At 60.3% G+C, this 12790-nt stretch carries 12 protein-coding genes; 5 read left to right on the plus strand and 7 right to left on the minus strand.

Annotation, left to right across the window (positions count from 1 at the left end; genetic code table 11):
• Positions 1-102 precede the first annotated feature (102 nt).
• Genes BLX89_RS15250 through phnG form a run of 3 tightly spaced genes read right to left on the minus strand, consistent with a single transcriptional unit; the run spans position 103 to position 2308 of the window.
• The gene (locus BLX89_RS15250) at positions 103-1206 is read right to left on the minus strand and encodes a carbon-phosphorus lyase complex subunit (protein WP_075291801.1); all 1104 of its coding nucleotides are present in this window, start codon (positions 1204-1206) and stop codon (positions 103-105) included.
• A gap of 2 nt (positions 1207-1208) precedes the next feature.
• Positions 1209-1841: a phosphonate C-P lyase system protein PhnH gene (phnH, locus tag BLX89_RS15255; protein WP_075291802.1), complete on the minus strand. Its 633-nt coding sequence runs from the start codon at positions 1839-1841 to the stop codon at positions 1209-1211.
• Positions 1841-2308 carry a phosphonate C-P lyase system protein PhnG gene (gene phnG / locus BLX89_RS15260; protein WP_075291803.1) on the minus strand — a complete coding sequence of 156 codons (468 nt, stop codon included), beginning with the start codon at positions 2306-2308 and terminating at the stop codon, positions 1841-1843. The genes phnH and phnG overlap by 1 nt, the downstream gene beginning before the upstream one ends.
• An 86-nt stretch (positions 2309-2394) precedes the next feature.
• Between phnG and phnF the strand changes: the two genes are divergently transcribed.
• Positions 2395-3129, plus strand: a complete 735-nt coding sequence (gene phnF, locus BLX89_RS15265; protein ID WP_198935157.1) for a phosphonate metabolism transcriptional regulator PhnF — start codon at positions 2395-2397, stop codon at positions 3127-3129.
• A 53-nt stretch (positions 3130-3182) separates the two neighbouring features.
• On the opposite strand, the gene BLX89_RS15270 is transcribed toward phnF, so the two are convergent.
• The 3 genes from BLX89_RS15270 to fba form a co-directional block, all read right to left on the minus strand.
• The gene (locus tag BLX89_RS15270) at positions 3183-4019 is read right to left on the minus strand and encodes a fumarylacetoacetate hydrolase family protein (RefSeq protein ID WP_075291805.1); all 837 of its coding nucleotides are present in this window, start codon (positions 4017-4019) and stop codon (positions 3183-3185) included.
• A 110-nt stretch (positions 4020-4129) separates the two neighbouring features.
• The gene (locus BLX89_RS15275) at positions 4130-4672 is read right to left on the minus strand and encodes a gluconokinase (protein WP_075291806.1); all 543 of its coding nucleotides are present in this window, start codon (positions 4670-4672) and stop codon (positions 4130-4132) included.
• A 106-nt stretch (positions 4673-4778) separates the two neighbouring features.
• Positions 4779-5825 (minus strand): class II fructose-bisphosphate aldolase, encoded by a 1047-nt coding sequence (gene fba / locus BLX89_RS15280; RefSeq protein ID WP_075291807.1) that lies wholly within the window; start codon positions 5823-5825, stop codon positions 4779-4781.
• Positions 5826-6410: 585 nt separating this feature from the next.
• Between fba and BLX89_RS15285 the strand changes: the two genes are divergently transcribed.
• The 4 genes from BLX89_RS15285 to BLX89_RS15300 all read left to right on the plus strand — a co-directional run bounded on the left by BLX89_RS15285 (position 6411) and on the right by BLX89_RS15300 (position 11719).
• Positions 6411-8009 carry a peptide ABC transporter substrate-binding protein gene (locus BLX89_RS15285; RefSeq protein ID WP_143523636.1) on the plus strand — a complete coding sequence of 533 codons (1599 nt, stop codon included), beginning with the start codon at positions 6411-6413 and terminating at the stop codon, positions 8007-8009.
• A 63-nt stretch (positions 8010-8072) separates the two neighbouring features.
• Positions 8073-8996 carry an oligopeptide ABC transporter permease OppB gene (gene oppB / locus BLX89_RS15290; RefSeq protein ID WP_075291808.1) on the plus strand — a complete coding sequence of 308 codons (924 nt, stop codon included), beginning with the start codon at positions 8073-8075 and terminating at the stop codon, positions 8994-8996.
• 1 nt (position 8997) lies between these two features.
• Positions 8998-10122 carry an ABC transporter permease gene (locus BLX89_RS15295; RefSeq protein ID WP_425348617.1) on the plus strand — a complete coding sequence of 375 codons (1125 nt, stop codon included), beginning with the start codon at positions 8998-9000 and terminating at the stop codon, positions 10120-10122.
• A 1-nt stretch (position 10123) separates the two neighbouring features.
• Positions 10124-11719, plus strand: coding sequence for an ABC transporter ATP-binding protein (locus tag BLX89_RS15300; RefSeq protein WP_075291810.1), 1596 nt, complete (start codon positions 10124-10126; stop codon positions 11717-11719).
• Positions 11720-11754: 35 nt separating this feature from the next.
• Here the strand turns inward: BLX89_RS15300 and BLX89_RS15305 are convergent, their stop codons facing one another.
• A complete protein-coding gene (locus tag BLX89_RS15305; protein ID WP_075291811.1) occupies positions 11755-12660 on the minus strand; it encodes a DMT family transporter in 906 nt (301 codons plus the stop codon).
• Positions 12661-12790: the final 130 nt, after the last annotated feature.

The raw sequence follows: 12790 nt of genomic DNA on the forward strand, positions 1-12790 counted from the left end.
CTTTGTCGCCATGCTTTTGGCCGTTCTGGCCTGTGCCGGCGTCTGTTTCGCCTACTGGCACGGCGAATATCGCGGCCGCAGGGACGACTGATCGGAGAGCGATCATTCGGCCGCCTCCCGCAGTTCAGGGGCGGCTTGCTTCTTGTCGTATTCCGCGCGCATGCGGCGGACGAGGTCCAGTTCGGCTTGGAAATCGACGTAGTGCGGCAGCTTCAGGTGTTCCACGAAGCCGGTTGCCTGCACGTTGTCAGAGTGGGAAATGACGAATTCCTCATCCTGCGCCGGCGCGACGATATCCTCGCCGAATTCTTCCGCCCTCAGCGCACGGTCGACCAGCGACATCGCCATTGCCTTGCGCTCGCTCTGGCCGAAAACGAGGCCGTAACCGCGCGTGAACTGCGGTGGGCTCTTGGCCGATCCCTTGAACTGGTTGACCATCTGGCATTCGGTGACCTGGATACGGCCAAGAGACACGGCAAAGCCGAGCTCCGGCAGGTCCAGCTCAACCTCGACTTCGCCGATGCGCACCTCACCGACGAAGGGATGGGTGCGGGCGTAGCCACGCTGGGTCGAGTAGGCGAGCGACAGCAGGAACCCTTCGTCCCCACGGGCGAGAGCCTGCAGCCGAAGATCCCGCTCCAGCGGAAATTCGAGCGGTTCGCGCGTCAGATCGCCGGGGATATGGTCCTGGGGAAGGTCGCCGTCTTCCTCGATCAGGCCTTCGCCGGCCAGAATGTCCAAAACACGAATTAGCGGCTCCGACAGGGGCTCCTTTTCGAGAGGACCGTCGATCTCTTCATCAGACAGAAGCGAGGGGTCGAGAAGCCGATGCGTGTAGTCAAAGGTCGGTCCGAGCAGTTGGCCACCTGGCAGATCCTTGTAGGTGGCCGAGACGCGCCGCTCGATCTGCATGACGGCGGTATCGACCGGAACCGAAGACCCGAAGCGCGGCAACGTGGTGCGGTATGCGCGAAGGATGAAAATCGCCTCGATCATGTCACCACGCGCCTGCCGGACGGCGAGGGCGGCAAGCGCCCGATCGTAAAGCGAGGCTTCCGCCATCACACGATCGACGGCAAGCCCGAGCTGGGCGACGATCTGGTCAATCGAAATAGCAGGCAACGAACGATCACCGCGACGGCGATCGGCGAGCAGGCGGTGGGCATTGGCAATGGCGGCTTCTCCGCCCTTGACGGCAACATACATGCTCAACCCTCCCGACGTTCAAGCTTGGTGGTGCGCGGCAGGCAAACAATATCGGCGCCGGCCACAAGAATGAGATCAACGCCGCGGGGAAACAGCGCCCGGTTTTCGGCCCAGAGCGCCGCGAAGACATCCGGCAAACCGCGTGGCGAAAATTCGATAGCCTCGCGAATACCGGGGCCGCTTGCCGTCATGGGCATGCCGCCGGAAAGGGCTTCTATCTCCAGCACGAGCGTTGTGGAGCGATCCGGATATTCCTGCGTGCCCAAGGCAAACTGGCCGAAGCCGGGAACCACGCCGCCTTTTTCGACAAACGCGAAGCGCGATTCCGCCCTCTGTTCCGTAAAAGCTGCGCCCGTATGAAAACCGACCCACGCTTTCGCCGCAGATTGCCGTAGAGCCGACGTCAGCCATATGGACGTATCCGCATCGCAAAGCGTCAAGGCGACGGCACCGGCAGCCACGCAGAGCGGTGATGGCGGCTTGACGCCGGCAATGGCGGGCTCAAGCGAGCGAATGGTGCCGGGCCGCGCCATCGCATCCATCACGATGCGAAACACACCCTGTCCTTGCAGAACGGGGTTGCCGAAACCGCCCCGATAGGCGGCGGCGCCATTGTTGTCGGTGGTCAGGCTCATCAGTCGTCTCCGCGAACCATGGTGAAGAAATCGACGCGGGTGGCAGCCGTCTGTTCCGCGCGCTTGCGATCCTCGTTCGAGATGCGTGCCTCGACGCGATCGACAAACGCAGCCACGGAAGAGGCGTGCCTCTCCTCCTGGCCCAAAGCGTCGAACAGGGCGGCGAGCAACGCCTTGCGACCATCGGTTCCGAGAACCTGCCCATGACCAACCTCGCCCGATGCAAGCTGTATCGTGGCACGGCTGACGGTTGCTTCGCCGAGGTTGAACGGGGCACCGCCGCCGCCAATCTTGCCACGCACCATGACGAGACCCGTTTCCGGGCCACGCACCACGTCGTGGGACGGCGTCGCGTCCAGCGTCAGGAGTTCGGTTTCAAGCTCCTGTCGGGTAGCCTTGGCGAGCAGACTGATCATCCGCTTGCGGGCGTTCTGCACCGAATTAAGCTCTTGCGTGTTCGTTTCCATTGCTTTCGTCCGAAATGTCTATTAATGTAGACAACCATACATCTAATTATTCAAATATCCCTCTTGCGTGACGGACGTGTGACATGGTGCAGAAAAAAATGGTCGAACGTCAGATCGGCGTCGCGCTCTGGCGGCAGATCGCCGATCGAATCCGGCTTTCCATTTCGAATGGCGACTATGACAAGACCGGCATGGTTCCACCGGAGATAAAGCTCGCGTCCCAGTTCGGCGTCAACAGGCATACGGTGCGCAGCGCGCTGGCGTCACTGGCGGATGAGGGGCTCGTCGAGGCAATCCAGGGGCGGGGCACCATGGTTCGCCGCAAAGAAAGGCTGAGCTTTCCGATCTCCCGCCGCACCCGCCTATCGCAAGGCTTGAGCAACCAGGTGCGCAATATCCGCTCAATACTTCTTGCGCATGACGAGTTGCCGGCAACATCGGAGATTGCCGCCGCGCTCAACCTGCCATTGGGCACGCCCTTGATCCGCATGGACACCACCAGCGCGGCCGACGACCGCCCGGTCTCCTATGCGACAAGCTATTTTCCGGCAGCTCGGTTTCCCGACATGGCCGAACATTTCGGCAGGCTTGGTTCGATCACCAAATCTTTCGCGGCGCACGGCCTGCCGGATTACATTCGCATCTCGACAGAAATCATAGCCCGTCACGCCGATGCCGACGAACTTGCGACGCTCAAGCTTTCAGCCGGCGCGATCGTTCTCGAAACGGTTGCCGTCAATGCCGACCCGGATGGCGTTCCGGTGCAGTTTTCCCGCAGCCGCTTTGCTGCAGACAGGGTAACGCTGAAGCTGGAAACATGAAAATGGGCGCAGAGCCGAAACACCGCGCCCTGTTTTTTAATGCGGCCGGATAATCAGTCCGCGATAACCGTCTGCTTCTGTGTGCCAAGACCCTCTATGCCGAGCTCGATCACGTCGCCGGCTTTCAGGTATTGCGGGGGCTTGAAGCCCATGCCGACACCCGGAGGTGTACCGGTCGAGATGATATCGCCCGGATGCAGCGACATGAACTGGCTGAGATAGCTCACAACATGGGCGACGCCATAGACCATGGTCTTGGACGACCCGTCCTGCTTGGTTTCGCCGTTGACGGTCAGCCACATCTTCAGGTTCTGCGGATCGGCCACTTCATCGCGCGTGACGAGCCAGGGGCCGGTCGGGCCGAAGGTGTCGCAGGACTTGCCCTTGGTCCATTGGCCGGAGCGCTTTGTCTGGAAATCACGCTCGGAAACGTCGTTGATGACGCAGTAGCCGGCGACATGCTCAAGCGCTTCGGCTTCCGAAACGTACTTCGCCTTCATGCCGATGACGACGCCGAGTTCAACTTCCCAGTCGGTCGCGACCGAGTTGCGCGGAATGATGACATTGTCGTTCGGGCCGCAGATGGCGGAGGTCGCTTTCTGGAAGATCACCGGTTCCGGCGGAACGGTGGCGCCGGTTTCGGCAGCGTGGTCAGCATAGTTGAGGCCGATGCAGATGAACTTGCCCGTTCCGGTAACGCATGCGCCGAGGCGCGGGTCGCCCTCAACGACCGGCAGGCTGTCGATATCGAGGCCGTTCGCCCAGCTGAGATCGCTGATCGCAGCGCCGCCGACGTCGGCAATCACGCCGCTCAGATCACGGATCTTGCCGTCCTTGTCCAGCAAGCCAGGCTTTTCGGAGCCTTCCGGCCCGTACCGCAAAAGTTTCATGATGTCTCTTCCCAAAAATCCGTCGCGGCAATGCCGCCTTGCCGATCTGACAAACCAAACGATGTCTCAATTGTAAAGCATTTTTTCACTGGTAAAATTATCAACGACGCTCACCCGATGTATGTCCCGCTGCCAAGACCCGACAGAGCCTCTGAAACAATCTCGTCGAGAGACAGCCTCAGATCGATCGTGATCACGCCGGGCTCTCCCGTCGGCACCTCCAGCGTTGCCAACTGCGTATCAAGAAGTGAGGCCGGCATGAAATGTCCGGGTCGCACCCGCATGCGCGCCTTTAGTACCTCGCGTGGCCCCTCCAGGAACACGAACCAAAGTCTACCGCCCGCCGCTGATCTCAGCCGGTCCCTGTACACTTTCCGCAAGGAAGAGCAGGACACGACAAGACTTTCACGTCGAGTGCGGCTCTCCGAAATCTTCCGGCCGATCGCATCCAGCCATGGCCAGCGGTCATCATCCGTCAACGGAATGCCGGCACTCATTTTCTCGATATTGGCAGCCGGGTGGAGCGCATCTCCTTCGACGAATTCACACTGAAACGCCATCGCAATGCGTTCGCCGACCGAGGATTTGCCGCAACCGCTGACTCCCATAACGACCACAAGGCGAGATTCAGAAGCGGGCTGCAAATCTGGCATCAGGATATATCCATTCCGACAAAACACGGCGCGGCTTCAGACAAAGCCGCACGGATGCCCTTGCGAAGCATTGCTGAGACGAATGCGACGGGCTTGTCTCAGTCTATCAGGCAGCTTTGCCGTAGCTCTTAGCCATATCCGGCAGGCGCTTGACGCGGATTTTGGAGGCCTGGCCGGCAGCATTGAAGGCGATGAAGCGCTCCTTGCAGACTTCCGACATGCGGGCGATCGCCGGCTTCAGATAGTTGCGCGGGTCGAAATTGTCCGGATGCTGCAGATGATGCTTGCGGATTTCGCCGGTAAAGGCGAGGCGAAGGTCGGTGTCGATATTGACCTTGCGCGCACCGAGCGGGATCGCCTTCTGGATTTCCGCAACCGGCACGCCCCAGGTCTTCTTCATCTGGCCGCCATATTCATTGAACAGTTCCTGCAGGTCTTCCGGCACGGACGACGAACCATGCATGACCAGATGCGTGTTGGGCAGGCGCTTGTGAATCTTGGCGATGGTGTCGATCGAGAGAATTTCGCCATCCGGCGCACGGGTGAACTTGTAGGCGCCATGGCTGGTGCCGATCGCAACGGCGAGCGCATCGACGCCGGTCTTCTCGACGAAATCGAAAGCCTGATCGGGGTCCGTCAGCAGCTCTTCACGCGACAGCTTGCCCTCAAAGCCGTGACCGTCCTCCTTGTCGCCGACGCCGGTTTCCAGATTGCCGAGACATCCAAGCTCGCCTTCGACGGACACACCGGCCGCATGGGCGATCTTCACGACTTCTGCGGTGACGCCGACATTGTATTCATAGCTCGCAATGGTCTTGCCGTCGGCGAGCAGCGAACCGTCCATCATGACGGAGGTGAAGCCGTTGGTGATTGCCGAAATGCAAGTGGATGGCTGATCTCCATGGTCGAGATGCAGGCAGACGGGGATATGCGGATACTCTTCGGCAGCGCCCAGGATCAGATGGCGCAGGAAGGCATCGCCGGCATAGGCGCGCGCACCACGGCTCGCCTGCAGGATCACGGGCGAATCCGTCGCATCCGCAGCCCGCATAACCGCCTGGATATATTCGAGATTGTTCACATTGAAGGCCGGAAGCGCGTAGTTGTTCTCGGCGGCGTGGTCGAGCAGCTGCCGCAAGGTAATCAATGCCATTCTCAAATCTCCCAAGTGATCGGCGGTGGGGGTTTTTCTCCAGAATGAGTACCCCTTCGAAAAGGGACGGCGAACCGAACATAAGCCTCCCCTGCAAATGCAGGCAAACAATAGTGGATGAGCATTTTTTGGCAACGCTTTGCCATCAAATCAGGAAGCGCTTTTTATTCACAGCGCTTAAATCTTGATGCCTAAATTAAATTTTGCCCTAAATTTACTCCCTTTTCGGTTGTGGTCACATTTTAACCAGATCGGCGCCGACGGGCGCTGAACAGCCATGAGGCGACGTACGATAATGTCAAGAATTGGGTCGAAGCATTTTACATATTACGTAAGGTGCCTGAACTTGTCTTTCTTCTTGCTTGGACATTGTCCGCCAACCCGCCTGCCCTAACTTCCGCATGTCGCTTCGTGCATATATCCGCGTCGCAGCGACGACATCCGCATGCACAACTCATAGCTGTTGATTTAGCCGGATTGACGCGAGGGTTACAGCTTTACCGCAAAATCTGGGCCTTGCCTTTGCAGAAATTTTGGCATTCTCTCGCCGCTTCGAACCTAAAACAAAAGGGGAAGGATAACAAAATGATCTCGATGAAACTGAACGTCCGTGCCGCAGTGCTGCTCGGCTCTATTCTGATCGGCGCAAGCCCGGCCCTTGCTGAAACGGTCCTGCACCGCGGCAATGCCGGTGAACCTCAGACGCTCGATCAGGCTCACACCTCGATCAACATCGAAGAGTTCATCCTGAAGGATCTCTATGAAGGCCTGACGATTTACGACGCGGCCGGCAAGATCATCCCAGGTGCCGCCGAAAGCTGGACCGTTTCAGATGACGGTACCGTCTACACCTTCAAACTCCGCGAAAACGGCAAGTGGTCGGATGGCTCTCCGGTAACCGCGGCCGACTTCGCCTTTTCCTTCCAGCGCGTCGAAGACCCGAAGACCGCTGCCGGCTATGCCAATATCCTCTTCCCCATCAAGAATGCGGAAAAGGCCAACAAGGGCGAGGTCCCGCTCGACCAGCTCGGCGTCAAGGCCATCGACGACAAGACGCTTGAGATCACCCTGGAGCGCCCGACCCCCTTCTTCCTCGAACTGCTCGCGCACCAGACGGCCCTGCCGGTTTCCAAGGCCAGCGTCGAAAAGAACGGCACCGATTTCGTCAAACCGGGCGTGATGGTATCCAACGGCGCCTACAAGCTCGTTGCTCATACGCCGAACGACAGCCTGACGACCGAAAAGAATGCCAATTACTGGGATGCCGCCAACGTCAAGATCGACAAGGTCATCTTCTACCCGATCGACGATCAGGCCGCCTCGGTTCGCCGTTTCGAAGCCAAGGAAATGGACCTCGTCTACAACTTCTCGGCCGACCAGATCGAGCGCCTGAAGTCATCCTATGGCGATCAGGTGCATATCTCGCCGACGCTCGCAACCTACTACTACGCTTTCGACACCCGTCAGGAACCCTATAGCGACGTGCGCGTCCGTCAGGCGCTGTCGATGTCGGTCGATCGCGACTTCCTTGCCAAGGAAATTTATTCCGGATCGCAGATCCCGGCCTACTCGATGGTACCTCCGGGCATCGAGACCTACGGCGAGCCGTCCAAGGCCGATTTCGGCACGCTGTCGCAGCTCGATCGCGAAGACAAGGCCATCGCGTTGATGAAGGAAGCCGGCTACGGTGAAGGCGGCAAGCCGCTCGAAATTGAAATCCGCTACAACACCAACCCGAACCACGAGCGCGTCGCAACCGCCGTTGCCGATATGTGGAAGAACACGTTTGGCGCCAAGGTGTCGCTGGTGAACCTCGACGTGTCGTCGCACTACGCCTACCTGCAGGAGGGCGGCAAGTTCAACGTCGCCCGCGCCGGCTGGGTTGCCGACTATGCGGATGCTGAAAATTTCCTGGCGCTCAGCGTTTCTACCAACAAGACCTTCAATTACGGGCACTATCAGAATCCGGAATTCGATGCCCTCATGAAGAAGTCTTATGAGGAAACCGACGCAGCGGCTCGATCGAAGATCCTGCATGAAGCCGAAGCCCTGATGATGAAGGAACAGCCGGTCGCCCCGTTCCTCACCCAGGCCGACCTGTGGCTCGTCGCCTCAAAGGTCAAGGGCTGGCAGGACAACGCTGCCAACCAGCACCTGACGCGCTTCCTGAGCGTCGAAGAATAACAAACGATCCGAACCATGGCGGCAGCCTCATGCCGCCATGGCTTCCGGCCGGAGGGCTACCCCATGATCTCCTTCGTCCTGCGCCGCCTCGCGAGCGCTGTGCCGACGCTGTTTATCGTCGTGACGATTTCCTTCTTCCTGATGCGGTTCGCTCCGGGCGGCCCGTTCAATCTGGAGAGACCGCTACCGCCGCAGACGATGGCGAACCTGATGCGGACCTACCAGCTCGATCAACCCCTCTGGCGCCAGTATCTGACTTACATCACCAATGCTGTCACCGGCGACTTCGGGCCAAGCTATATCTACAAGGACAACACGGTTGCCGAACTGATCGCGAAGGGCCTGCCCTATTCGCTCGAACTTGGCTTCTATGCGCTGCTGGTGGCGCTGATCGGCGGCGTGCTTGCCGGCACCATCGCCGCGCTCCGGCAAAACAGCATTCTCGATTTTGCGATCATGTCGGTCTCGACCATCGGCGTAACCGTGCCGAACTTCGTTGTCGGTCCGGTTCTGACCCTGATCTTTGCGGTCATCCTCGCCTGGCTCCCCGCCGGCAGCTGGGGTGACGGGTCGCTGCGTTTCCTCATCTTGCCGATGATCGCGCTTGCGCTTCCGCAGCTCGCGGTCTTTGCGCGGCTCACACGTGGCTCGATGATCGAGGCGCTTCACACCGACCATATCCGCACCGCCCGCGCCTATGGCCTGCCGGCCCGTACGGTCGTCGTCACCCATGCGATGCGGGCAGCCTTGTTGCCGGTCGTGTCGTATCTGGCGCCCTGCGCCGCTGCGCTCCTGACCGGCTCGGCCGTGATCGAAACGATCTTCACCATCCCTGGCGTCGGTCGCTATTTCGTGCTCGGCGCCATCAACCGCGACTACACGCTCGTCATGGGAACCGTGGTGCTGGTCGCCATCTTCGTCATCGTTTTCAACCTGGTGGTCGATATTCTCTACGGCCTTCTTGATCCGAGGGTTCGCCATGACTGATATGGTCTACACCCCGCTCGCGCCGCTGCCGGAAACCAGAAGCCGCAGTCTGTTCCAGCTCGCAGCGCTCCGCTTCCGCCGCAACCGTGCCGCCATGGCCGGCTGTGTCGTTCTGGTCCTGATTGCACTCTTCTCCTTCCTCGGGCCGCTGTTCATCAGCCATAAATACGATCAGGTCTTTCCCTCCTACGTCTCCGTACCGCCGAGCCTCGAAGCTCGCCCGAACGCCGGCAGCCTGCAGGAAGCGATGGAGGGCGTCGCTGCCCGCGCCCGCGTCACGCTGAAGGAATTTGCCGTGGAAGGTCAGGCCTTTACGGCGACTGTCACCTCCGACAGCGAGATCGATCCCCGCACGACGCGCTATTTCGACCGCGCCAACGAATTCGATGAAACGCAGGTCGTTGCCACCGAAGACGGTGGCAAGACACTGAAGCTCGAAGGCAAGGTGAGCCGCGAATATTTCTTCTTCGGCACGGATTCGAACGGCCGCGACATGCTCGCTCGCGTCATGCTTGGCGGTCAGATATCGATCGCCGTCGGTTTGCTTGCCAGCATCGTCTCGCTCGGCGTCGGCGTCATCTATGGCGCGACTTCGGGCTATATCGGCGGCCGCGTCGATAACGTCATGATGCGCTTCGTCGAGATTCTTTATTCGCTGCCCTTCGTCTTTCTCGTCGTCGTGCTCGTCGTCTTCTTCGGCCGCAGCTTCATCCTCATCTTCCTCGTCATCGGCGCCGTGGAATGGCTGGACATGGCCCGCATCGTGCGCGGCCAGACTCTTGCCTTGAAACGTCGCGAGTTTGTTGGAGCGGCACAGGCACTCGGCCTCACCGACTGGCAGATCATCCGCCGCCACATCATCCCCAACACGATCGGCCCTGTCGTGGTCTTCGTGACGGTGGTGGTGCCGAAGGTCATTCTGCTGGAAAGCTTCCTGTCTTTCCTCGGTCTCGGGGTGCAGGCACCGCTGACCAGCTGGGGCGCACTGATTTCTGAAGGCGCCAACAACATTCAGTCGGCGCCGTGGCTCCTGATCTTCCCGGCGATCTTCTTCGTCGTGACGCTGTTTTCCCTGAACTTCGCCGGCGACGGCCTGCGCGACGCGCTCGACCCGAAGGACCGCTGACATGGCCGCAGACTCCATCCTCACCGTCCGGAACCTGAAAGTTGCCTTCGATACGCCTGACGGCGTGGTCGAAGCGGTCAAGGGCATCGATCTCGACGTGAAATCCGGCGAAACGCTGGCGATCGTCGGGGAGAGCGGTTCCGGCAAGAGCCAGACCATGATGGGTATCATGGGCCTGCTTGCCAAGAATGGCCGCGCCATCGGCTCGGCAAGCTATCGCGGTAAGGAGCTCATCGGCCTGCCGATGAAGGAGCTGAACACCGTGCGCGGCGCGAAGATCACCATGATCTTCCAGGAGCCGATGACCTCGCTCGATCCGCTCTACACGATCGGCCGCCAGATTGCAGAACCGATCGTCCATCACCGTGGCGGCAACTTCAAGCAGGCGAAGGCACGGGCGCTGGAATTGCTCGAGTTGGTCGGGATTCCCGATCCGGCGCGGCGCATCAACAGCTACCCGCACGAGCTATCGGGCGGCCAGCGCCAGCGTGTGATGATCGCCATGGCGCTTGCCAACGAGCCGGATATCCTGATCGCCGACGAGCCGACCACCGCGCTCGACGTGACGATCCAGGCGCAGATCCTCGATCTCCTGAAATCGCTGCAGGAGAAATTCGGTATGGCCGTGGTGCTGATCACCCACGACCTCGGCATCGTGCGCCACTTCGCCAACCGCGTCGCCGTCATGCGCCGGGGCGAGGTGGTGGAGACCGGGACGACTATCGATATCTTCGAACGGCCGCAGGCGGACTATACCAGGATGCTGCTTGCCGCCGAGCCGAGCGGTCGCAAGGCTTCGCCGCCCGACAGCGCGCCCATTATCCTCGAAGGCCGCAATGTCTGCGTCGATTATCACACCGGCGGCGGGCTGTTCAGCCGCGCATCCGGCACCTTCCGGGCCGTGGACGATATCACCCTGCGCCTGAAGCAGGGCCAGACCATCGGCATCGTCGGCGAATCCGGATCGGGAAAATCGACACTCGGGCGAGCGCTTTTGAAGCTTTTGCCGGCTAGCGGCCATATCCGCTTCGAAACGAGGGATATCTCCCATTTCGGCCGCAGCACCATGCGCCCCTTGCGGCATGAATTGCAGCTCGTTTTCCAGGATCCCTACGGCTCGCTTTCGCCGCGCCAGACGGTCGGCGAGATCATCACCGAAGGGCTCTACGTCCACGCGCCGCAACTTTCAAAGGTCGAACGGGATCGCCGGGCCATCGAAGCGCTGAAGGAGGTCGGGCTCGATCCGGCTGCTCGCAACCGCTATCCGCACGAATTCTCCGGCGGCCAGCGGCAGCGTATCGCCATTGCCCGCGCCATGATCCTGAAGCCCAAGGTCGTCATCCTCGACGAGCCGACGTCCGCGCTTGACCGTTCGGTGCAGGGCCAGGTCATCGAGCTTCTGCGCGGCCTGCAGACGTCCCATGACCTGTCCTACATATTCATCAGCCACGATTTGTCCGTGATCAAGGCGATGTCGGACTACGTGATCGTCATGAAGAACGGCAAGATCGTCGAGGAAGGCGAAACAGACGCTATCTTCGATGCGCCGAAGCAGGATTACACGAAGACCCTGATGAACGCCGTCTACACCGCGTGAACAGAGGTCTGCGGCTCCGGTTGGTGATCCGGGGCTTAGGCTTGCCGCTTCTTCAACTGCTGTTCGCGGAAAAAGATGAAAAGACCGGAGGCGACGATGAGTGCCGAGCCGATGAGGACGGTCAAGCGCGGCGTATCGCCGAAGAACATCCAGCCGAAGATCACGGCCCAGAAAAGGAGGGTGTACTGAATCGGCACGACCGTCGCAGCGTCCGCCAGTTTCAGGGCGCGGCTGACGAGAATATGCGCCATCATTGCGACGACGCCGAGCAGGCCCAAGAGGATCGTTGCCTCCAGATCGGGGGGCGTCCAGCCGGCCGGATGAATTGCAAGACCGGCCACCGAGAAGATCAATGCACCGACGACCTGCCAGAAGACGAGCGTCGTATCCGGCGTTTCGCGCAGCGTGCGGCCGAGAAGGATTGCGACGGCAAAGGCGGCGCTGCCGATCAGCGCGATGATGGCCGGAAGCGAAAAGCTGTTGCGCGAGGGCTCGAGCGCGATCACCACACCGAGAAAGCCGATCAGGATGGCCGTCCAGCGGCGCCAGCCGACCTTCTCGCCCAGCACGAAAGGCGATGCCGCCGCCACGTAGATCGGCGCTGCCAGCCAATAGGTCATCGTATCGGCAAGCGGCATATAGGCGACTGCGAAATAGAAGGCAGACGCTTCCATGGCGAAAAGAAGCGACCGCAGTGCATGAAGCCAGGGTCGGTCCACGATCACAAAGCTGCGCCAGCCACGCTTGACGATCAGCGGCGCCAGAATGATAAGTGCCGCGAGGCTTCGGATCGTCATCAACTGACTGACGGAATAGGTCCCGACAAGCCATTTGCCCATGACATCGTTGAGCGAAAACATCAGCATCGCCGCAAGCATGACGAACGCGCCGTTGCGCGCGAGGCTGCCCATTCTGGGCAAGGAGGCAATGTGAAGCGACATGGACGATGTTTCCTGAAACGACACCTGCCACTCGCATATTCCACCCGCCCGATCCATACCCGAAAGACGATGGGTTGATCACCAATCGGAATGAGCTTTCGCTGGCGACCGCCAGATCGGGGAAATCCCG

It is taken from the genome of Pararhizobium arenae, assembly GCF_001931685.1.
GTDB classification, from domain to species: domain Bacteria; phylum Pseudomonadota; class Alphaproteobacteria; order Rhizobiales; family Rhizobiaceae; genus Pararhizobium; species Pararhizobium arenae.

Excerpts from the sequence above, each read along its gene's own strand:
- BLX89_RS15300 (WP_075291810.1), top strand. The coding sequence starts at position 10,124 with ATGGCCGCAGACTCCATCCTCACCGTCCGGAACCTGAAAGTTGCCTTC.
- BLX89_RS15305 (WP_075291811.1), bottom strand. The coding sequence starts at position 12,660 with ATGTCGCTTCACATTGCCTCCTTGCCCAGAATGGGCAGCCTCGCGCGC.
- phnH (WP_075291802.1), bottom strand. The coding sequence starts at position 1,841 with ATGAGCCTGACCACCGACAACAATGGCGCCGCCGCCTATCGGGGCGGT.
- phnG (WP_075291803.1), bottom strand. The coding sequence starts at position 2,308 with ATGGAAACGAACACGCAAGAGCTTAATTCGGTGCAGAACGCCCGCAAG.
- BLX89_RS15285 (WP_143523636.1), top strand. The coding sequence starts at position 6,411 with ATGATCTCGATGAAACTGAACGTCCGTGCCGCAGTGCTGCTCGGCTCT.
- BLX89_RS15295 (WP_425348617.1), top strand. The coding sequence starts at position 8,998 with ATGGTCTACACCCCGCTCGCGCCGCTGCCGGAAACCAGAAGCCGCAGT.
- fba (WP_075291807.1), bottom strand. The coding sequence starts at position 5,825 with ATGGCATTGATTACCTTGCGGCAGCTGCTCGACCACGCCGCCGAGAAC.
- oppB (WP_075291808.1), top strand. The coding sequence starts at position 8,073 with ATGATCTCCTTCGTCCTGCGCCGCCTCGCGAGCGCTGTGCCGACGCTG.
- BLX89_RS15275 (WP_075291806.1), bottom strand. The coding sequence starts at position 4,672 with ATGCCAGATTTGCAGCCCGCTTCTGAATCTCGCCTTGTGGTCGTTATG.
- BLX89_RS15250 (WP_075291801.1), bottom strand. The coding sequence starts at position 1,206 with ATGTATGTTGCCGTCAAGGGCGGAGAAGCCGCCATTGCCAATGCCCAC.
- BLX89_RS15270 (WP_075291805.1), bottom strand. The coding sequence starts at position 4,019 with ATGAAACTTTTGCGGTACGGGCCGGAAGGCTCCGAAAAGCCTGGCTTG.